Annotated in this window: 19 protein-coding genes; 10 read left to right on the top strand and 9 right to left on the bottom strand. The window is 66.7% G+C overall.

Features of this window, described 5'->3' with window-relative positions:
* Positions 1–39: 39 nt before the first annotated feature.
* A complete protein-coding gene (locus ACQY72_RS09155) occupies positions 40–291 on the bottom strand; it encodes a hypothetical protein (protein ID WP_135194053.1) in 252 nt (83 codons plus the stop codon).
* Between the two features lie 162 nt (positions 292–453).
* On the opposite strand from ACQY72_RS09155, the gene ACQY72_RS09150 reads away from it, so the two are divergent.
* A complete protein-coding gene (locus ACQY72_RS09150; protein WP_428153139.1) occupies positions 454–1,737 on the top strand; it encodes a S41 family peptidase in 1,284 nt (427 codons plus the stop codon).
* Positions 1,738–1,755: 18 nt separating this feature from the next.
* Here the strand turns inward: ACQY72_RS09150 and ACQY72_RS09145 are convergent, their stop codons facing one another.
* A complete protein-coding gene (locus tag ACQY72_RS09145) occupies positions 1,756–2,655 on the bottom strand; it encodes a hydrogen peroxide-inducible genes activator (RefSeq protein ID WP_428153138.1) in 900 nt (299 codons plus the stop codon).
* A gap of 143 nt (positions 2,656–2,798) precedes the next feature.
* On the opposite strand from ACQY72_RS09145, the gene katG reads away from it, so the two are divergent.
* A complete protein-coding gene (gene katG, locus ACQY72_RS09140; protein WP_428153137.1) occupies positions 2,799–5,069 on the top strand; it encodes a catalase/peroxidase HPI in 2,271 nt (756 codons plus the stop codon).
* A 63-nt stretch (positions 5,070–5,132) separates the two neighbouring features.
* Here the strand turns inward: katG and ACQY72_RS09135 are convergent, their stop codons facing one another.
* From ACQY72_RS09135 to ACQY72_RS09125, 3 genes are all read right to left on the bottom strand, one after another.
* Positions 5,133–5,906, bottom strand: a complete 774-nt coding sequence (locus tag ACQY72_RS09135; RefSeq protein WP_428153136.1) for a glutaminyl-peptide cyclotransferase — start codon at positions 5,904–5,906, stop codon at positions 5,133–5,135.
* A gap of 5 nt (positions 5,907–5,911) precedes the next feature.
* Positions 5,912–6,739 carry a TerC family protein gene (locus ACQY72_RS09130; protein WP_428153134.1) on the bottom strand — a complete coding sequence of 276 codons (828 nt, stop codon included), beginning with the start codon at positions 6,737–6,739 and terminating at the stop codon, positions 5,912–5,914.
* Positions 6,740–6,862: 123 nt separating this feature from the next.
* Positions 6,863–7,738, bottom strand: coding sequence for an endonuclease/exonuclease/phosphatase family protein (locus ACQY72_RS09125; RefSeq protein ID WP_428153132.1), 876 nt, complete (start codon positions 7,736–7,738; stop codon positions 6,863–6,865).
* Positions 7,739–8,001: 263 nt separating this feature from the next.
* Between ACQY72_RS09125 and ACQY72_RS09120 the strand changes: the two genes are divergently transcribed.
* From ACQY72_RS09120 to ACQY72_RS09095, 6 genes are all read left to right on the top strand, one after another.
* Positions 8,002–8,556 carry a F0F1 ATP synthase subunit delta gene (locus ACQY72_RS09120; RefSeq protein WP_428153131.1) on the top strand — a complete coding sequence of 185 codons (555 nt, stop codon included), beginning with the start codon at positions 8,002–8,004 and terminating at the stop codon, positions 8,554–8,556.
* Between the two features lie 73 nt (positions 8,557–8,629).
* Entirely contained in the window at positions 8,630–10,162 is a 1,533-nt protein-coding gene (gene atpA, locus ACQY72_RS09115) for a F0F1 ATP synthase subunit alpha (RefSeq protein ID WP_135194047.1), read from the top strand.
* Between the two features lie 32 nt (positions 10,163–10,194).
* Positions 10,195–11,073 carry a F0F1 ATP synthase subunit gamma gene (locus ACQY72_RS09110; RefSeq protein ID WP_428153129.1) on the top strand — a complete coding sequence of 293 codons (879 nt, stop codon included), beginning with the start codon at positions 10,195–10,197 and terminating at the stop codon, positions 11,071–11,073.
* 37 nt (positions 11,074–11,110) lie between these two features.
* Positions 11,111–12,646, top strand: coding sequence for a F0F1 ATP synthase subunit beta (gene atpD, locus ACQY72_RS09105; protein WP_409719602.1), 1,536 nt, complete (start codon positions 11,111–11,113; stop codon positions 12,644–12,646).
* A gap of 2 nt (positions 12,647–12,648) precedes the next feature.
* A complete protein-coding gene (locus tag ACQY72_RS09100; RefSeq protein WP_428153127.1) occupies positions 12,649–12,918 on the top strand; it encodes an ATP synthase F1 subunit epsilon in 270 nt (89 codons plus the stop codon).
* An 85-nt stretch (positions 12,919–13,003) separates the two neighbouring features.
* A complete protein-coding gene (locus ACQY72_RS09095) occupies positions 13,004–14,137 on the top strand; it encodes a serine hydrolase domain-containing protein (RefSeq protein WP_428153126.1) in 1,134 nt (377 codons plus the stop codon).
* Here the strand turns inward: ACQY72_RS09095 and ACQY72_RS09090 are convergent.
* The 4 genes from ACQY72_RS09090 to ACQY72_RS09075 all read right to left on the bottom strand — a co-directional run bounded on the left by ACQY72_RS09090 (position 14,122) and on the right by ACQY72_RS09075 (position 17,747).
* Positions 14,122–14,253, bottom strand: coding sequence for a hypothetical protein (locus ACQY72_RS09090; protein WP_428153125.1), 132 nt, complete (start codon positions 14,251–14,253; stop codon positions 14,122–14,124). The two genes, ACQY72_RS09095 and ACQY72_RS09090, sit on opposite strands and share 16 nt — an antisense overlap.
* The gene (locus ACQY72_RS09085) at positions 14,234–15,556 is read right to left on the bottom strand and encodes a DHA2 family efflux MFS transporter permease subunit (protein WP_428153124.1); all 1,323 of its coding nucleotides are present in this window, start codon (positions 15,554–15,556) and stop codon (positions 14,234–14,236) included. The genes ACQY72_RS09090 and ACQY72_RS09085 overlap by 20 nt, the downstream gene beginning before the upstream one ends.
* 26 nt (positions 15,557–15,582) lie before the next feature.
* Positions 15,583–16,512, bottom strand: coding sequence for an EamA family transporter RarD (rarD, locus tag ACQY72_RS09080; RefSeq protein ID WP_428153122.1), 930 nt, complete (start codon positions 16,510–16,512; stop codon positions 15,583–15,585).
* Positions 16,513–16,700: 188 nt separating this feature from the next.
* Positions 16,701–17,747 carry an aspartate-semialdehyde dehydrogenase gene (locus ACQY72_RS09075; protein WP_428153120.1) on the bottom strand — a complete coding sequence of 349 codons (1,047 nt, stop codon included), beginning with the start codon at positions 17,745–17,747 and terminating at the stop codon, positions 16,701–16,703.
* Between the two features lie 152 nt (positions 17,748–17,899).
* Between ACQY72_RS09075 and zapE the strand changes: the two genes are divergently transcribed.
* Complete coding sequence (gene zapE / locus ACQY72_RS09070) at positions 17,900–18,991, top strand: cell division protein ZapE (protein ID WP_428153118.1); 1,092 nt, start codon at positions 17,900–17,902, stop codon at positions 18,989–18,991.
* Between the two features lie 35 nt (positions 18,992–19,026).
* Positions 19,027–19,167, top strand: coding sequence for a hypothetical protein (locus tag ACQY72_RS09065; RefSeq protein WP_428153117.1), 141 nt, complete (start codon positions 19,027–19,029; stop codon positions 19,165–19,167).
* Positions 19,168–19,180: the final 13 nt, after the last annotated feature.

Raw genomic sequence — 19,180 nt, 5'->3', positions numbered from 1 at the left:
GAAAGCCAACGCCTGCTGGGCAGGGCGGTTGCCCTGTTCCTAATCAGCGTCGCTGAACGGCGGCGGCAGCTGGCCGGACTTGAAGATGATCGTCGGCTCCTCGTCGTAGTCGCCCATTTCGGTGTCGGCCGAGACGGCGAAGGCGACGACGCCGAGACGTAGAGGCGCCAGGCGTTCGGCCTTGCGGCGCGCCTCCTCGGCGTCCTTGCAGCCAACCTGCTGTTCGGCGCGGAGGGCCTTGCCCCGGCCCTGAACATAGGCCTGGACGATGTAGACGGTTTCGGTTGCCATGCGTCTCCAAGCGGCCTGTTCGGCGCTCAGGTCAACAGGGTCGGTCCAGTTTCAGCGCCTCGGCCTCCGTCGGAAGGACAGCCACGCCGATAGTCATTTCTGCGGATATCGAGCACTGTTCGTTTAGGTGAGCGATTCAAGCGCCCGCCGTTTGGGGGATTCATGAGACACGCAACGGCTCTGGCGTTTGCTATTTCTCTGCTGTTCGGCGGCCTCGCATCGGCATCGGAACCGCTCGATCCCCGGCGTGTCGTGGATGAGGTGGCGAACGCGATCGAAGCCAACTATTTCGATGTGGCGGGCGCGCGGACCGCCGCCTCTGCCCTGCGCACGGAGGCCGAAGACGGCGCCTACGACCGATACTTGGACAGTGAGCAGTTGGCCGTTGCGCTGACCCGGCGTCTGAAGCCTATCGATGGGCATTTCGGCGTCGCTGGACCGCCGTCGGCGCCAGCCCCCGAAGAAGAAGCCGGTCTGCATATTGACTATGAGGACCAGGTTCGGCGGATCAATTATGGATTTCGAAGCCTCGAAATACTGCCGGGCAATATCGGCTATATCGATCTGAGGTTCTTCGCGGACATCGATTTCGACGCCGCCAAGAGTCCGGAGAAAATGGCTGCTGACGCTGCGCTCCAGACCTTGGCGCACACCGATGCAGTGGTCATCGACCTGCGGGACAATGGCGGGGGATCGCCCGCGATGGCTATGTATCTGGCCAGCGCCTTTCTGCCTCCAGAAAGCAACGCCTATATGTTCGAGCGCGACCGCACCGGGACCGAAACCAGTCTGAGGCCAGCAGAGCCCTATGCCCAGCCACGCGTCGATGTGCCTTTGATCATCCTTATCAGCGCGCGCTCCGCCTCTGCCGCCGAGGCCTTCCCCTATATGCTGCAATCCGCCGGGCGGGCGACGATCGTCGGTCAGCCAAGCATGGGAGCGGCCAGCATGGCGCAACCCATTGCGACGCCGTCCGGGTTCTCCGTTTTCGTGCCGTTCGCCGTAACTCTCAGTCCTCTGACCCAGACAAACTGGGAGAGATCTGGCGTCCAACCCGACATTGTCGGGCCTGTAGAGGACGCTCGAAACCACGGATGGGCTCTGGCCTTGCAGAAGGTCGTGGATCGAGGCGCGCCAGAGGCGATCGCCGTCGAAGACCGCTGGATCATCGAGACATTGGGGGCGCCGGACTATAAGGCGCCGCTTGATCACTATGCTGGTCAGTATGGCGACGTGCGGGTGTTCGTCGAGAACGAGAGGCTGCTGTATCGTCAGGGGCAACGTCCGCCGTGGACGCTGCGTGCGCTGTCAGTGGATCTGTTCACCGTCGAAGGCGAACCGACCCAGCGGGTGCGTTTCAACCGTGATGGGCAAGGTCGGATCAGCGGGCTGAATGTCCTGTGGTCGGAGGGTTCGACATCACCGGCCGCATTGCGGCAGGACTAGCGTCCGGTCGGTCCCGTTTCAGTCCAGTTTCAGGGCCTCGGCCAGTAGCCGGGCCTCGGCGGCGCGGCTGGAGCCTGCGCGCCAGGCGACGACGATCTCGCGGTGGGGCGGCGCGCCGTCAGCCTGGTTTTCGAAGGCGCGGATGGCGACGGACGGGGTGTCGGCCAGTCCCGCCTGCACCGCCATTTTCGGCAGGAAGCTGACGCCAAGGCCCGAGCCGACCATCTGGACCAGGGTGTGCAGGCTGGTGGCGGCGAAGACGTCGTCGCCGCGCGGCGCCTCGATGTCCAGGGCGGCCAACGCATGGTCGCGCAGGCAGTGGCCGTCTTCCAGCAGGATCAGGTCCTCAGCCCGCAGCGAGCCGGGGCGGATGGGGCCAGGCGCGGCCAGAGCATGGTCGTGGGGGGCGGCGGCCATGATCTCGTCGTCGCCGATGCGGGCGTGTTCGATGCCCGGCGCCTCATAGGGCAGGGCGATGACGGCGGCGTCGATCTGGCCTGCCTTCAGGGCGGCGATCAGGCGCGGCGTCAGATCCTCGCGGATGAACAGCTTCAGGCTGGGGTAGGCCGCCTTCACCGACGGCAGTTTGGCGGGCAGCAGGAAGGGGGCGACGGTCGGGATGACGCCCAGCCGGAACCGGCCCGACAACAGGCGGCCGGCGTTCTTGGCCGCCTCGACCAGATCCTCGGTGCGGGCCAGCACGTCCTCGGCCCGGCGCACGGCCTCGGCGCCAACGGCGGTCATGATGACGGCGCCCCGCGTCCGCTCAACCACGGGGGCGCCCAGGATACGCTCAAGCTCCTGCACCCCGGCGCTGAGGGCGGGCTGGCTGACGTGGGCGGCCTCGGCGGCGCGCGAGAAGCTGCCGTATTCGGCCAGGAGCTTGAGATACTGGAGCTGACGCAGGGTGGGGAGCATGGGAGTGAGATAGGCCTGTCCTATGCCGACGCCAAGGATAATCGATTGGCTTTATCCGTTTGACCCGTGTCGAATGACCTCGTCATCTACAGGGCTATCGAGACCGGCCCTCAAGTCGCGCGAAATCAGCAGGAAACATCACCATGACCGACGAAGCCAAATGCCCCTTCTCCGGCCGGACGACCGAATCCGTCGCGGGCGGCGGGGTGCAGAACCGCGATTGGTGGCCGGGCCAACTGCGCACCGATCTGCTGAACCAGCATTCGAACCGGTCCGACCCGTTGGGCGAGGCCTTCAACTATCGTGAGGCCTTCGCCAAGCTGGACTATGAGGCGCTGAAGGCCGACTTGCGCGCTCTGATGACGGACTCGCAGGATTGGTGGCCGGCGGACTTCGGGCATTATGGGCCGCAGTTCGTGCGCATGTCGTGGCACAGCGCCGGCACCTATCGCGTCGGCGATGGACGCGGCGGCGGCGGGCGCGGCCAGCAGCGGTTCGCGCCGCTGAACTCCTGGCCCGACAACGTCAACATCGACAAGTCGCGCCGCCTGCTGTGGCCGATCAAGCAGAAATACGGCCAGGCCATTTCCTGGGCGGACCTGCTGATCCTGACCGGCAATGTGGCGCTGGAGACGATGGGCTTCCGCACCTTCGGCTTCGCCGGCGGTCGCGAGGATGTCTGGGAGCCGGATCAGGACGTCTATTGGGGTCGTGAGACGACCTGGCTGGGCGGCGACGAACGTTATGCCCACGGTTCGCAAGGGGTGGTGAAGCCCGGCGACGAGGCAGTGCTGGTCAGCGATGACCGGGCGGACGGTGACGAGCATACGCGCGATCTGGAGAACCCGCTGGCCGCCGTGCAGATGGGCCTGATTTACGTCAACCCGGAAGGGCCGGACGGCAATCCCGATCCGATTGCGGCGGCGCGCGATATCCGCGACACCTTCGCGCGGATGGCGATGAACGACGAGGAGACGGTGGCCCTGATCGCCGGGGGCCACACCTTCGGCAAGACCCACGGCGCCGGCCCGGCCGATCACGTCGGCGCAGAGCCGGAAGGCGAGGGCCTGGAGGCGCAAGGGTTGGGCTGGGCCTCCAGCTTCGGGACGGGCTCGGGCGGCGACGCCATCACCAGCGGGCTGGAAGTCACCTGGACCCAGACGCCGGCCCAGTGGAGCAACTTCTATTTCGAGAACCTGTTCGGCTTCGAATGGGAGCTGGAGAAGTCCCCGGCCGGGGCGCACCAGTGGGTGGCCAAGGACGCGGGCGAGATCATCCCCGACGCCCACGATCCGGCGAAGAAGAAGCGGCCGACCATGCTGACGACCGATCTGTCGCTGCGGTTCGACCCGGCCTATGAGGCGATCTCGCGGCGCTTCCTGCACAATCCGCAGGCCTTCGCCGAGGCCTTCGCGCGGGCCTGGTTCAAGCTGACCCACCGCGATCTTGGACCGCGTTCGCGCTACGTCGGGCCGGAAGTGCCGCGCGAAGTGCTGATCTGGCAGGATCCCGTGCCGGAGGTCGATCATCCGCTGATCGATGCGACGGATGCGGCGGTTCTGAAAGCCAAGGTGCTGGACGCAGGGCTGAGCGTGTCGGAACTGGTCGGCACCGCCTGGGCCTCGGCCTCGACCTTCCGGGGCGGGGACAAGCGGGGCGGGGCGAACGGCGCGCGCATCCGCCTGGCGCCGCAAAAGGACTGGGCCGCCAACCAGCCCGAGCAGCTGGACCGGGTGCTGAAGACGCTGGAACGCATCCAGTTCGAGTTCAACCAGGGCCAGACGGGCGGCAAGAAAGTCTCGCTGGCCGACCTGATCGTGCTGGCGGGCAATGCGGGCGTCGAGCAGGCGGCCAAGGCGGCGGGCCACGAGGCCAGCGTGCCGTTCACTCCGGGTCGGACGGACGCCAGCCAGGCGCAGACGGACGTCGAATCCTTCTCCTATCTGGAGCCGGTCGCCGATGGGTTCCGCAACTTCCAGAAGGCCCGCTATGCGGTTCCGGCCGAGGCCCTGCTGATCGACCAAGCGCAGCGGCTGACGCTGACCGCGCCCGAGATGACGGTGCTGATCGGCGGCTTGCGGGCCATCAACATCAATGTCGGCGGGGCGACCCACGGCGTGCTGACGGATCGGCCGGGCGTGCTGTCCAACGATGTCTTCGTCAACCTGCTGGACATGGACGTGAAGTGGACGGCGACCTCGGACGCCAAGGATGTGTTCGAAGGCCGCGACCGCAAGACGGGCGAAGCCAAGTGGACCGGCACCCGCGTCGATCTGGTGTTCGGCTCGAACGCCGTGCTGCGCGCCCTGGCCGAGGTCTATGCCGGTGCGGACGCGCAGTCCAAGTTCGTGTCGGACTTCGTGGCGGCCTGGACCAAGGTGACCGAGCTGGACCGGTTCGACCTGCACGGTTGAGCCTGAGCCAGAACTGAAAGCAAAGGGCCGGACGCCGCCGTGGCGTGCGGCCCTTTCGCTGTTCTAGCGCAGCTTGATCTCGAACAGTTGGGGCCAGCGCTTGCCGGTGACGAACAGACGCTTGCCGGCCGCGTCCCAGGCGATGCCGTTCAGGACGTCGTCGTTGGGGTCCAGGCCGATGCCTTGCGGGACCAGGGCGGTCAGGTCGATGAAGGCCTTCACGACGCCGGTCTCGGGGTCGATGCGGGCGATGCGGTTGTCCTGCCACAGGTTGGCGAAGACCTCGCCGTCGATCCATTCCAGCTCGTTGATCTGATCCAGCGGCTGGCCGTCGGCGGTGACGGAGACGCGTCCGGTCTCGGCCAAGGTGTCGGGATCGAGAAAACGCAGCTGGTCGGTGCCGTCGCTCATGATCAGGCGGCGGCCATCGGTAGTCAGGGCCCAGCCCTCGCCCGGATAGGAGAAGCCGCCCAGAGGCGAGAAGTCGTCCAGCTTCCAGATGAAGCCGATGTGGTTGCGCCAGGTCAGGCTGTAGAGCTTGCCGTTCAGCGTGGTCATGCCCTCGCCGAAATAGACGGTCGGCAGGTCGCGTTGACGCAGCACCTCGCCGGTCTCCAGCCGCACCTGACGGATGAAGGACGGATACAGGCCGGTGCTCTCGTAGAGGGCGCCGCCATGGAAGAAGAGGCCCTCGGTGAAAGCCCCCGTGTCGTGCGGATAGGCCCGCACGACGTCCCAGGACTGGACCGGAACCTCGGCCCGGACAGCCAGGGACGCGCCTGTCGCCAACAGCAGGCCGGCGACAAGACCGGCGAGGCGTAACGACAGGCGGGTCATAGGTATCAGGCCTTTTCTGCGGCGGCTTCGGCCTCGGCCTTCTGGGCGCGGACCTCGGCGGCGTTCGCCTCGCTGCGGGCCCGTTCGGCCTGTTCCTTCTTGGTGGCGCCGCGACGACCCATCATGTTCAGGGCCTCCACGCCGGCCGAGAAGGCCATGGCGGCGTAGATGTAGCCCTTGGGCACGTGATAGCCGAAGCCGTCGGCGATCAGCACCATGCCGATCATCAAGAGGAAGCCGAGCGCCAGCATGACCACGCTGGGGTTCTTGTTGATGAAGTTGGCCAGGGGATCGGCGGCCAGCAGCATCACGGTCACGGCGACCAGGACGGCGACGACCATGATCGGCAGATGTTCGGTCATGCCGACGGCGGTCAGGATCGAGTCGATCGAGAAGACGATGTCCAGCAGGATGATCTGGAAAATCGCGGCGCCCGCGTTCATGATCATCACGTCCTTCTTGTCCATGACGTCATGGCTGGGCGTGGGATCGACGGTGTGGTGGATTTCCTTGGTGGCCTTCCAGACCAGGAAGAGGCCGCCCGCGATCAGGATCAGATCCTTCCACGAGAATTCGTTGCCCATGACGGTGAAGACCGGCTGAACCAGGCCGACCAGCCAGGCGATGATCGACAGCAGGGCCAGGCGCATGATCAGGGCCAGGCCGATGCCGAGGCGACGGACCTTCTGGCGCTGATGCTCGGGCAGCTTGTTCGAGAGGATGGAGATGAAGATCAGGTTGTCGATACCAAGCACGACCTCCATCACGATGAGGGTCACCAATGCGGCCCAGGCGGCCGGATCGGAGAGCAGAGGGGTGATGCTGTCGAGCATTGGGGTTCCTGATGGGAGATAAAGCTTGAGCGGAAAGCGCTAGGGCCGACGTGGGTTCCGATCAAGCCGGAGGGTGCGGCGTCATGGTCGCACCCCCGCCTGTTCGCCGCAATGACCCGATCCTCATCGCCCGGCTTGCACGACGTCCACGACCAGGGGGAAATGATCCGAGATCACCTGACCCGCGAAGGTGTCCGTGGGCACGCCGAACCGCTGTACGGACAGGCTCTGTCCGACGAAGACATGGTCGATGGCCACGCCGTCGTTGTCCTGGGCCACATCGAAATCGTTGAACGTGCTGGCCGGACCGAAGACGACGGGGCTGATGGCGCGGGCGTCCTTCAGGCCCGAGGCGAGGACCCGGCGATAGGGGGCGCTGTCCGGCCCGGCGTTGAAATCCCCCAACAGGACGACTGCCGCCGTCTGGCCATCGATAGCGGCGGGCGCCAGATCGGCGGCAAGGGCGGCGCAGCGCTCGCGCGAGACTGCGCCGACATGGTCCAGATGGGCGTTGCGCACGTCCAGCAGCCGGCCGCTGGTTCTGTCGCGCAGGACCACGCGCGTCACCGTGCGCGGCAAGGCCGCGTCCCAGCCTTTCGACGGTCGGTCCGGCGTGGGCGAACACCAGAGCGTCTGGACGCTGATCCGCTCGAACCGGGTACGCCGCCACAAGACGGTGGTCGTCTCGCCGATCTGAGCGCCGTCGTCGCGGCCGAGACCGTAATGATCATAATGGGTCGCGTGGTCGGCCAGATAGGCGACCATTGGTGAAAGGGCCTCCTGCACCCCCAGTATGTCGGGGTCGAAGAAGGCGATCTGGCGCGCCATGTGCGGTCGGCGCTGCGTCCAGTTCGGCGTGTCCGTCGGCGCGTCGTAGCGGATGTTGTAGCTCATCAGCCGGATGGGGCGGGCGTCGTCGTCGAACGACGACTGCGCGTGGGCGCTTGAGATCGCCAGCAATGGGATCAGAACGGCGACAAGGAAAGAAATCGACTTCATCTTGGCTCTCGGGACAGGGGCGAGTGAATTTCACACAGGCTGATGACCGGCGTGCGACATCGATAGTGAGGGGGTGCGGCTTCATCGCCCCTTCACGCAATGTTGCGAGCGGCGAAACCCCGTGCTATCAGGCGCCCGGCTTGAAGGGGGCGTATTCACGGATACGGCCTCTGTCGTGCTTTCCGTAAGCATTTCAAGCTTTTGACCGTTGCGACCCTCGCAATCGGTCGCGACCCTGACACAACGACCTCGGACCCTAATCAGTGGCTGATGATTTCAGAACGACGGAAGTCGGCGATCGCTACGCACAGGCGCTGTTTGACCTGGCGCTGGAAACCGGCCGCCTGGATGCCGTGCGCGCCGATCTGAAGTCGCTGAAGGCGGCCTGGATCGAGAGCGCCGACCTGCGTCGTCTGGCCGCCTCGCCCGTCATCGGCGCCGACGATCAGGCAAAGGGTCTGGTCGCCATCGCCGCCAAGGCCAAGTTCGAACAGACCACGTCCAACTTCCTGGGCTTGCTGGCCCAGAACCATCGCGCCAAGGACCTGCCCGCCGTCATCGCCGGCTTCGAAGCCCGCTACGCCAAGCACGCCGGCGTCGTCGCCGCCGAGGTCGTCTCGGCCCAGGCGCTGGACGCCAAACAGGTCGCCGCCATCACCGCCGCCCTGTCCAAGAGTCTGGGCAAGGCGCCGGAACTGACCGCGCGCGTCGATCCGTCGATCCTGGGCGGCCTGAAGATCAAGGTCGGCTCGAAACTGTTCGACGCCTCGCTGAAGACCAAGCTCGACCAGATGAAGTTCGCCCTCAAGCGGGCTTAAACGCCCGCTCCCGCCAAACGAATGCGCGCCTGAACGGCGCACCCGCAGAAGACTGAAGAACAGAGAGCCCGTCATGGACATCCGCGCCGCTGAAATCTCGGCCATCCTCAAGTCGCAGATCGCCAACTTCGGCGTCGAAGCCGACGTTTCCGACGTCGGCAGCGTGCTGTCGGTCGGCGACGGCATCGCCCGCATCCACGGTCTGGACAATGTCCAGGCCGGCGAAATGGTCGAGTTCACCAAGGCCGGCGTCAAGGGCATGGCCCTGAACCTGGAACGCGACAACGTGGGCGCCGTGATCTTCGGCGCCGACGCCCAGATCGCCGAGGGCGACGACGTGCGCCGCCTGGGTGAGATCGTGGACGTGCCGGTCGGCCGTGGCCTGCTGGGCCGCGTCGTCAACCCGCTGGGCGAGCCGATCGACGGCAAGGGCCCGATCGAGTTCACCGAGCGTCGCCGCGTGGACGTCAAGGCGCCGGGCATCATCCCGCGCAAGTCGGTTCACGAGCCGATGCAGACCGGCCTGAAGGCCATCGACACCCTGATCCCCGTCGGCCGCGGCCAGCGCGAGCTGATCATCGGCGACCGTCAGGTCGGCAAGACCGCCGTCGCCGTCGACACCATCCTGAACCAGAAGAACGTCAACAAGACCGACGACGAGAGCGCCAAGCTCTACTGCATCTACGTCGCCATCGGTCAGAAGCGCTCGACCGTCGCCCAGATCGTCAAGACGCTCGAAGAGGCCGGCGCGCTGGAATACACCATCGTCGTCGCCGCCACGGCCTCGGAACCGGCCCCGCTGCAGTTCCTGGCCCCGTTCGCCGGCACCGCCATGGGCGAGTTCTTCCGCGACAACGGCATGCACGCCCTGATCGTCTATGACGACCTGTCCAAACAGGCTGTGGCCTATCGCCAGATGTCCCTGCTGCTGCGCCGCCCGCCCGGCCGCGAAGCCTATCCGGGCGACGTCTTCTACCTGCACAGCCGCCTGCTGGAGCGTTCGGCCAAGCTGAACGAAGACTACGGCTCGGGCTCGCTGACGGCCCTGCCGATCATCGAAACCCAGGCCAACGACGTGTCGGCCTATATCCCGACCAACGTGATCTCGATCACCGACGGCCAGATCTTCCTGGAATCGGACCTGTTCTATCAGGGCATCCGTCCGGCCGTGAACGTCGGCATCTCGGTGTCGCGCGTCGGCTCTTCGGCCCAGACCAAGGCGATGAAGAAGGTCGCCGGCACCATCAAGGGCGAGCTGGCCCAGTACCGGGAAATGGCCGCCTTCGCCAAGTTCGGCTCTGACCTGGACGCCTCGACCCAGAAGCTGCTGGCGCGCGGCGCCCGCCTGACCGAGCTGCTGAAGCAGCCGCAATATTCGCCGCTGGCGATGGAAGAGCAGGTCGTCTCGGTCTACGCCGGCACGCGCGGCTATATCGACGGCATCGCCGTGGGCGACGTGGGGCGTTTCGAGAAGGAACTGCTGGCGCGCATCCATGCGAACCACGCCTCGCTGCTCGAAGGCATCCGCACCAAGAAGGACCTGACCTCGGACCTCGAAGCCGAGCTGAAGGACATCCTGGCCGCCTTCGTCAAGACCTTCGCCTGAACCCCTCCGGACAGCTGAGAGAGTAGCGCCGGATGGCCAGCCTCAAGGAAATGCGCAATCGGATCGGAAGCGTCAAAGCGACGCAGAAGATCACGAAAGCCATGCAGATGGTCGCCGCGGCCAAGCTGAAACGCGCCCAGGATCAGGCCGAGAGCGCCCGACCCTATGCGCAGAAGATGGCCTCGGTCATCGCGAACCTGGCCGCCAGCGTCTCGGGCGCCGACGCGCCCAAGCTGTTGGCCGGCACGGGTCAGGACCATCGTCACCTGATCGTGGTGGCGACGGCGGACAAAGGTCTGGCGGGTGGTTTCTCGACCAACGTCATCCGCGCCGCACGCGAGCGGATCAACAGCCTGATCGCCAACGGCAAGGATGTGAAGATCATCGCCGTCGGCAAGAAGTCGCGCGATCAGCTGACGCGTCTGTACGGCGCCAAGGTGATCCACACCTTCGAACTGAGCGAGCACAAGACCATCGGCCTGCCTTCGGCACAGCCGGTCGCCGAGATGATCGCCACGGCGTTCGAGGACGGCCAGGCCGACGTGGTCACCCTGTTCTACAGCCAGTTCAAATCGGTGATCCAACAGGTTCCGACCGGCAAGCAGCTGATCCCGGCCGTGGTCGAGGGCGACGTCCAGCCCATCGACCTGAACGGCGCGGTCTATGAATACGAGCCCTCGGAAGAGGAAATCCTTGAGACCCTGCTGCCGCGCAACCTGACGACCCAGATCCTGGCCGCTCTGTACGAGAACCAGGCGGGCTTCTTCGGGTCGCAGATGGCGGCGATGGACAACGCCACGCGCAACGCCGGCGACCTCATCAACGCCCTGACGCTGCAATACAACCGCAAGCGCCAAGCCCAGATCACCACCGAACTGATCGAGATCATCGCCGGCGCCGAAGCCCTCTGATCCCGACCGAACAGACATTCCGATACGGACCCCAGCCATGACCGACACCGTCGCCAAAAAACCCGCCGCCAAGAAGCCTGCCGTCAAGAAGGCGCCCGCCGCCGCGACCGCGCCCGGCTCCATCGTCGCCACCGGCAAGATCGCCCAGGTCATCGGCGCCGTCGTCGACGTCGAGTTCACCGGCCATCTGCCGGCGATCCTGAACGCCCTGAACACCCAGAACGTCGACCAGAAGACGGGCGAGCCCTTCACCCTTGTGCTGGAAGTCGCCCAGCACCTCGGCGAGAACATGGTCCGCACCATCGCCATGGACACGACCGAAGGCCTGACGCGCGGTCAGCCCGTGATCGACACCGGCTCCTCGATCCAGACCCCGGTCGGACCGGGCGTGCTGGGCCGCATCATGAACGTCGTCGGCCAGCCGATCGACGAAGCGGGTCCGATCCAGACCACGCAATACCGTCCGATCCACCGCGAGGCGCCGACCTTCGAGGAGCAGACCAACTCGTCGGAAATCCTGGTCACGGGCATCAAGGTCATCGACCTGATCTGCCCCTACACCAAGGGCGGCAAGACCGGCCTGTTCGGGGGCGCCGGCGTCGGCAAGACCGTGACGATGCAGGAACTGATCAACAACATCGCCAAGGCGTACGGCGGTTATTCGGTTCTGGCCGGCGTGGGCGAGCGCACCCGCGAAGGCAACGACCTGTATCACGAGATGATCGAGTCCAACGTGAACGTGGACCCGGCCAAGAACGGCGGCTCGACCGAGGGCTCCAAGTGCGCTCTGGTCTACGGCCAGATGAACGAGCCTCCCGGCGCCCGCGCCCGCGTCGCCCTGACCGGCCTGGCCCAGGCCGAGTATTTCCGCGACGAAGAGGGCAAGGACGTCCTGCTGTTCGTCGACAACATCTTCCGCTTCACCCAAGCCGGTTCGGAAGTGTCGGCTCTGCTGGGCCGCATCCCGTCGGCCGTGGGCTATCAGCCGACGCTGGCCACCGAGATGGGTAACCTGCAGGAACGCATCACCTCGACCAAGAAGGGCTCGATCACCTCGGTCCAGGCCATCTACGTCCCCGCCGATGACCCCACCGACCCGGCTCCGGCCGCGTCCTTCGCCCACTTGGACGCGACCACCATGCTGTCGCGCGACATCGCCGCCCAGGCCATCTTCCCCGCCGTCGATCCGCTGGACTCGACCTCGCGGATCATGGACCCGTTGGTCATCGGCGAAGAGCACTACCAGGTCGCCCGTTCGGTCCAGGAAGTGCTGCAACAGTACAAGGGCCTGAAGGACATCATCGCCATCCTGGGCATGGATGAGCTGTCGGAAGAGGACAAGCTGGTCGTCTCGCGCGCCCGCAAGATCCAGCGCTTCCTGTCGCAGCCCTTCTTCGTGGCCGAGCAGTTCACCAATGCGCCGGGCAAGTTCGTCGAACTGGCCGACACGATCCGCTCGTTCAAGGGCATCGTCGCCGGCGACTACGACCACCTGCCGGAAGCCGCCTTCTACATGGTCGGCGCGATCGAAGAGGCCGTCGCCAAGGCCGAGAAGATGGCTTCGGAAGCCTGATCATGGCCGGCAAGCTGAACTTCTCCCTCGTCTCGCCGGAACGCGAGGTCTTCACCGGCCTCGTGGACCAGGTGGATGCGCCGGGCGTCGAGGGCGACTTCGGCGTCCTGCCGGACCACGCCCCCTTCATGACCGCCCTGCGCGCAGGTCTGGTCACCGTCTATAACGGCGGGACCAAGGTCCAGTACGACGTCCACGGCGGCTTCGCTGACGTCAACGGCGAAGGCCTGACCATCCTGGCCGAACAGGCTGTCGAGGTCTTCGCGGGCTGAACCCTCCCAAGGGTCGAACGATTTGAGGCCTCCCGTTTCGGCGGGAGGCCTTTTTCGTGAGCGGCGGTCGCGCTAGGACCAGCTCATGACCGATCCCATCGACATCCAAGGCGTCTGCGCACCTGGCTTTGAGGCCGTGCGCGAGGCGTTCGCCGCCAACTTCACCGAGGCGCCCGAGGGGCTGAACGAGCAGGCGGCGCGGTTCAGCGTGCTGGTCGAGGGCGAGGCGGTCGTCGATCTGTGGGCGGGCCATGCGGATACGGCGAAGATGACGCCGTTCACAGACACGACCCTGACCTCGGTCTTCTCGACCGGCAAGGCGGTGATGGCGATCCTGATGGCGACGGCGGTCGAGGCGGGGCAGGTCGACTACGACCAGACGGTCGCCTCGCTGTGGCCCGAGTTCGGGGCGGCGGGCAAGGCGGACGTGACCGTGGCCCAGTTGATGAGCCACCAGGCTGGGTTGCCGGGGTTTTCCCAGGCGGTCGATCCGACCATCTGGTTCGACGTGCCCGCCGTTCTGGCGCGGCTGGCGGCCCAGGCGCCGATGTGGGCGCCGGGGACGGCCTCGGGCTATCACCCGGTCACGGTCGGCTATCTGGCCAATGAGGTGTTCCGCCGCGCGACGGGGCGGACCATGGGCCAGACGCTGCGGCAGGACTTCCCCGATCTCGATCTGTGGATCGGCCTGCCGGAGAGCGAGCATGGGCGGGTGGCGCAGATGAGGAAGCCGACGGCGGCGCCCAGCCTGGGCGTGGTCGATCCGATCAAACAGGCGGCCTTCCTGGATCGCGGCTCGGCGCCCGGCGGGCGGGGCTCGGCCGCGTGGCGCGAGATGGAAATCCCGTCGGCCAATCTGCACGGCACGGCCCTGGGGCTGGCGCGGATGCTGGGCGTGGTCGCCAATGACGGCGTGCTCGACGGCCGGTCGGTGCTTTCGGCGGGGACGCTGGAGCAGTTGACGCGCGAGCGCATCCACGGACCGGACAAGGTGCTGCCGTTCGAGATCAGCTGGGCGGCGGGTCTGATGCGAAACGACGGGCTGAAGGTGTTCGGGCCGGACGAAGCCTTCGGCCACTACGGCTGGGGCGGGTCGATGGCCATGGCCGATCCGTCGCGCCGGTTGTCGGCCGCTTATGTGATGACGCGCCAGTCGCCGCACCTGATCGGCGATCCCAGGCCCAAGCGCCTGTTGGACGCCCTTTACGCCGCTTTCTGAACAGGGCCGGGCGCGGTCAGCAGGCCGATCAAGCCCGCGACGCCCGCGCAGGCGGCGCAGGTCAGGATCACCGCCCGGAACGCCGCATGAAAGGCCTCACGGCCAAGGGGCGTCATCTCCGCGCCCGACATGACCTGGGCCAGCAGGGCGCGGCCGTCGGGTTGGTCCACGACGGCCGCGAAGACCGCCGACAGCACCAAGCCCAATAGGGCCACGGCCAGCAGGCTGGCGACCCGCGCCACGGCGTTGTTGACGCCCGAGGCCACGCCGGTGTGTCCGGCCTTCACCGCCCCCATCACCGTCGCCGGGCGCAGGAACCGCCAAAAGGGCCAGGCCGATCCCCGCCAGGGCCGGACCGACGCTGAGCGACAGGCGCGCGCCGAACCGGTCGGCGATCCGCCCGGCCAGGCCCGAGAACAGCCCCATGACAGCGGCGAAGGGCAGCATGGCCGCGCCAGCCTCGGTCGCGCTCCAGCCCTGCACTCGGATCAGGTCGAACGGCAGGAAGAACATGGCGCCGCCCAGGGCGAAATAGAGCAGGAGGGTGAGCAGATTGACGCCGCTGAACACCGACGATCGAAATAGGTCCAGCGGCATCATGGGTTGGCGTTGGCGTGCCTCGGCCCAGAGGAAGGCGGCCAGCAGGGCGACGCCGGCGATCAGTCCGCCGAGAATGACAGGCGAGGCGAAGCCCAGATCGGGCGCCGCCGTCAGCGCCCAGGTCAGGGCGCCCAGACCCGCGACCGCCAGCACGGCGCCCATCCAGTCCAAGCCCTTGGCGTCGGGATCGCGGCTTTCGGGCGTGACCGCCAGGGTGACGACAGCGGTCAAGATGGCCAGCGGGACATTGATCCAGAAGATGGCGCGCCAGTCGGCGGCGTCGGCCAGCCATCCGCCGACCAGCGGCCCGATCATGCCGGTCAGGGCGCCGAAGCCGGCCCAGGTCCCAAAGGCCTTGCCGCGCTCCTCCGGCGGGAAGGTCGCGCCGATCACCGCCAGGGCGCCGGGCGTGAGCAGGGCTGCGCCGATCCCCTGGACCGCGCGACCGGCGATCAGGGCCTGAACTGAGGGCGCCAGGGCGCAGCCGATGGAGGCCAGGGCGAAGATCGCCACCCCGATCAGGAAGACGCGGCGTCGCCCGAACCGGTCGCCCGCCGCCCCGCCGATCAAAACGAGGGCGCCCAAGGTAAGCAGATAGGCGTTCGACACCCACTGCACTGCGGCTGTTCCCGCCGCCAGGTCGCGTTGCACGGCGGGCAGGGCGACGCCCAGGGCCGAGCCGTCGATGAAGGTCAGGCTGGATCCCAGGACGGTCGCCACCAGCACCCAGCGTTTGCGCGCCGCCGACAGGTCATGTTCGGGATGGGCGGCGGCGTGGACCTGTCCGCCTTCGCAGGGGCCGGGTTGGGCGGTCGTCATGGCCTCGCCTCCTAGAAGAGCAGAGGCTACGCCGGTTCCGCCGTCGTCTTCAACGCCTCGCGCGCCGCGCGGCTGCGATTGGCGGCGCCCAGGGCGAAGACGCCGGCGCCGGTCCAGATGAAGACGAACGAGACGATGCGCAGCGGCGTCAGGGCCTCGCCCGTCAGGACGCCGCAGGCGAACTGGAGCGTGGGCGCCAGGAACTGGATGAAGCCGACGGTGGACAAAGGCAGACGCCGCGCCGACCAGGCGAACAGCACTAGCGGGATCACCGTCGCCGGCCCGTTGACCAGGGCCCAGGCCAGGCCCGAGGGCGAGGCGAAGCCCACCGCCTGGCCCTGGATCGTCAGCCAAGCCAGGAAGACCGCGCCGATGGGCAGCAGCACCAGACATTCGACGAACAGGCCTGTCTGGGCCGAGGCGGGGACGCGCTTTCGGATCACCGCATAGCCGCAGAAGGTGACGGCCAGGGTCAGGCCGATGATCGGCACATGGCCCAGGGCGATGGTCTGGATCACGACGCCGATGGCGGCGAGGCCGATGGCGACGGCGCTCCAGCGGTCGATCTTCTCGCGGAACAGCACGGCGCCCGCCGCCATGTTGAGCAGGGGATTGATATAGTAGCCGAGACTGGCCTCCAGCGTCGCATGGTGCGTCGTGGCGTAGACGTAGAGGCTCCAGTTGGTGGCGATCAACAGGGCGGACAGGGCTAGCCAGGCCAGGGTGCGCGGCGTGGCCAGCACCTTTTTCGCCTCGCCCCACTGACCCGCCAGCAGCAGGACGAGGCCGGCGACGAAGACCGACCAGACGGCTCGGTGGGCCAGGATTTCGGGTGCGCCGAAACCGTTGGCCGCCATCGCCATGAACAGCAGCGGCAAGAGGCCCCACAGGGTGTAGCAGGCGATGGCCGTGCCGACCGCGCGGGGGTCATTGGGGGTGGCGGGGGCCGGGAGCATGGCGCCTATCCTTTCGTCATCCTCCGGCGAGCCGCGCAGCGGCGAAGACCGGGGGACCCAGCGGCGCGCGTGAGCGCGAACCTGTCGCGGAGAACCTTTCGACGATCCAGCGGCCGAGGGATTTCGCCTTCGGCGCCGCTGGGTCCCCCGGTCGCGCTAGGCGCGCCGGAGGATGACGAAAGTCCGGATCAGACGGTGATCGAACGGTATCCCGACGAGGACGTGATCACGCCTGTCTCGTCCAGCAGCTGGGCGATCTGGATGGCGTTCAGGGCGGCGCCCTTGCGCAGGTTGTCGGACACGACCCACAGGTTCAGGCCGTTCTCGACGGTCGGATCCTTGCGGATGCGCGACACATAGACGCCGTGTTCGCCGGCGGCGTCGACGGGGGTGATATAGCCGTCGTGCTCCTGCTTATCGATCACCAGCACGCCCGGCGCCTCGCGCAGGATGGCGCGGGCTTCATCGGGAGCCATCGGGCGGTCGAACTCGATGTTCACCGCTTCGGAGTGGCCGACGAAGACCGGCACGCGTACGCAGGTGACGGTGACCTTGATGTCGGGGTCCAGCATCTTGTGCGTCTCGTCCGACATCTTCTGCTCCTCGTCGGTCGAGCCGTCCTCAAGGAAGGCGCCGATGTAGGGGATGACGTTGAAGGCGATCTGTTTGGGGAACTTTTTGGGACGCGCGTCGCCCAGGCCGTAGATGGCCTTGGTCTGGTTCCACAGCTCGTCCATGCCTTCCTTGCCGGCGCCGGACACCGATTGATAGGTCGATACCACCACCCGCTTGATCTTCGCCACGTCATGCAGGGGCTTCAGCGCCGTCACCAGCTGGATGGTCGAGCAGTTGGGGTTGGCGATGATGTTCTTCTTGGTCGCGTCCTTGATGGCGTCGGGGTTCACCTCCGGCACGATCAGCGGCACGTCCGGGTCCTTGCGGAAGGCCGAGGAGTTGTCGATCACGATGGGGCCGGCCTTGCCGATCTTCTCGGACCAGGCGCGCGAGACCTCGCCGCCGGCCGACATCAGGACGATATCGACGGTCGAGAAGTCGAACTGTTCGATGTCCTGGCATTTGATGGTCTTGTCGCCGAAGGAGACTTCGACGCCCTTGGACTTGCGCGAGGCGATGGCGTGGATGGCGTCGACGGGGAATTCGACCTCTTCCAGAATGTTCAGCATTTCGCGGCCCACATTGCCCGTGGCTCCGACGATGGCGACGCGATAACCCATGATGCTTGGTCCTTCGGACGCGCTACCGCTCGGCTCAGCGGAGCCTTGCTGCTTGAGCGCCTTTTTTTGGTGTGGTGTTCGGCATTGCAAATAGGCGTTCGGGGCCGCGAAGCAATCGCTTTTCGGCGGAGGGGGCGTTAAGCAGCCGTCCCATGACCTCCCGCATCCGCAACGCCTACGATATCCGCGTGGAAGAGGGCGTGCTGACGCCCGATCCGGCGCAAAGCGCTGTGATCGCGGCGCTGGAGCGGCTGGAGGTCGATCTGGCCAGGCGCGGCCTGTTCGGCAAGGCGCCGGAGGTGCGGGGCGTCTATCTCTACGGCCCGCCGGGGCGGGGCAAGTCGATGCTGATGGACCTGTTCTATTCGGCGACGCCCGAGCCGCGAAAGACGCGCGCCCACTTCCACGCCTTCATGGCCCGCATCCACGACCTGGTGAAACAGTGGCGCGAGGGGGATGCCAAGACGAGGAAGGCCGTGTTCGGCACCCACAAGGGCGACGACCCGATCCCGCCGATCGCGAAACTGATCGCGTCTGAGGCACGGCTGTTGTGTTTCGACGAACTGCAGGTCACCGACATCGCCGACGCCATGATCCTGGGCCGGCTGTTCGAGGCCCTGTTCGAGGACAAGGTGGTGCTGGCCATCACCTCGAACCGGGCGCCCGAGGACCTGTACAAGAACGGCATCAATCGTCAGCTGTTCGTCCCCTTCATCGACATCATCCGCGAGCGTTGCGCGGTGGTGGAGATGGCTGGCGCGCGCGACTGGCGGCGGGACCGGATGACTTCGGCCCAGGTCTGGCACACGCCTGACGACCGGGCGGCGTTCGAGGATCTGTGGCGCGAGCTGAAGGGTGGGGAGCCGGAGGAGCCGTCGCACATGACCGTGCTGGGCCGCGACGTGGTGGTGGAACGCACCGTCGGATCGATGGCGCGGGCGACGTTCGCGGAACTGTGCAGCAAGCCGCTGGGGCCGCAGGACTATCTGGCCATCGCCCAGCGGTTCCACACCCTGTTCCTGGAGGATGTGCCGATCCTGAGTTCGGCCAATCACCACGAGGCGCGGCGTCTGGTGACGCTGGTGGACGCGCTCTACGAGGCCAAGACCAAGCTGATCGTGCTGGCGGCGGCCAAGCCGGAGGCCCTCTATACCGAGGGGGTAGGGGCGTTCGAGTTCGAGCGGACCGTGTCGCGGTTCAACGAGATGCAGAGCAAGGACTGGCTGGCGCACGTCCGCGACTGACGGCTAGGGTGGGGGCTGACCTTCGGAGAGTTTCCATGCGCCGCCTCGCCCTCGCCGCCGCCCCCATTGCGGCAGTTGCTTTGAGTTTGTCGCCGCTGACGGCGGGGGCGGCCTTGGCTCAAACGGCGCCGGCTGCGGCCAGTCGCGGTCTGACGCCGGCCGAGGTCGGGACCTAGATCACCGGACTGG

Origin of the sequence: Brevundimonas sp. (assembly GCF_965279155.1) — a bacterium.
Classification (GTDB): domain Bacteria; phylum Pseudomonadota; class Alphaproteobacteria; order Caulobacterales; family Caulobacteraceae; genus Brevundimonas.
The sequence above is the reverse complement of the archived record's forward strand: the minus strand, read 5'-3'. Positions and strand labels throughout refer to the sequence as shown.

Excerpts from the sequence above, each read along its gene's own strand:
- ACQY72_RS09135 (WP_428153136.1), bottom strand. The coding sequence starts at position 5,906 with ATGACCCGCCTGTCGTTACGCCTCGCCGGTCTTGTCGCCGGCCTGCTG.
- katG (WP_428153137.1), top strand. The coding sequence starts at position 2,799 with ATGACCGACGAAGCCAAATGCCCCTTCTCCGGCCGGACGACCGAATCC.
- zapE (WP_428153118.1), top strand. The coding sequence starts at position 17,900 with ATGACCTCCCGCATCCGCAACGCCTACGATATCCGCGTGGAAGAGGGC.
- ACQY72_RS09155 (WP_135194053.1), bottom strand. The coding sequence starts at position 291 with ATGGCAACCGAAACCGTCTACATCGTCCAGGCCTATGTTCAGGGCCGG.
- ACQY72_RS09110 (WP_428153129.1), top strand. The coding sequence starts at position 10,195 with ATGGCCAGCCTCAAGGAAATGCGCAATCGGATCGGAAGCGTCAAAGCG.
- ACQY72_RS09145 (WP_428153138.1), bottom strand. The coding sequence starts at position 2,655 with ATGCTCCCCACCCTGCGTCAGCTCCAGTATCTCAAGCTCCTGGCCGAA.
- ACQY72_RS09130 (WP_428153134.1), bottom strand. The coding sequence starts at position 6,739 with ATGCTCGACAGCATCACCCCTCTGCTCTCCGATCCGGCCGCCTGGGCC.
- ACQY72_RS09075 (WP_428153120.1), bottom strand. The coding sequence starts at position 17,747 with ATGGGTTATCGCGTCGCCATCGTCGGAGCCACGGGCAATGTGGGCCGC.
- rarD (WP_428153122.1), bottom strand. The coding sequence starts at position 16,512 with ATGCTCCCGGCCCCCGCCACCCCCAATGACCCCCGCGCGGTCGGCACG.
- ACQY72_RS09065 (WP_428153117.1), top strand. The coding sequence starts at position 19,027 with ATGCGCCGCCTCGCCCTCGCCGCCGCCCCCATTGCGGCAGTTGCTTTG.
- ACQY72_RS09150 (WP_428153139.1), top strand. The coding sequence starts at position 454 with ATGAGACACGCAACGGCTCTGGCGTTTGCTATTTCTCTGCTGTTCGGC.
- atpA (WP_135194047.1), top strand. The coding sequence starts at position 8,630 with ATGGACATCCGCGCCGCTGAAATCTCGGCCATCCTCAAGTCGCAGATC.
- atpD (WP_409719602.1), top strand. The coding sequence starts at position 11,111 with ATGACCGACACCGTCGCCAAAAAACCCGCCGCCAAGAAGCCTGCCGTC.
- ACQY72_RS09090 (WP_428153125.1), bottom strand. The coding sequence starts at position 14,253 with ATGACGCCCCTTGGCCGTGAGGCCTTTCATGCGGCGTTCCGGGCGGTG.
- ACQY72_RS09125 (WP_428153132.1), bottom strand. The coding sequence starts at position 7,738 with ATGAAGTCGATTTCTTTCCTTGTCGCCGTTCTGATCCCATTGCTGGCG.
- ACQY72_RS09095 (WP_428153126.1), top strand. The coding sequence starts at position 13,004 with ATGACCGATCCCATCGACATCCAAGGCGTCTGCGCACCTGGCTTTGAG.
- ACQY72_RS09085 (WP_428153124.1), bottom strand. The coding sequence starts at position 15,556 with ATGACGACCGCCCAACCCGGCCCCTGCGAAGGCGGACAGGTCCACGCC.
- ACQY72_RS09100 (WP_428153127.1), top strand. The coding sequence starts at position 12,649 with ATGGCCGGCAAGCTGAACTTCTCCCTCGTCTCGCCGGAACGCGAGGTC.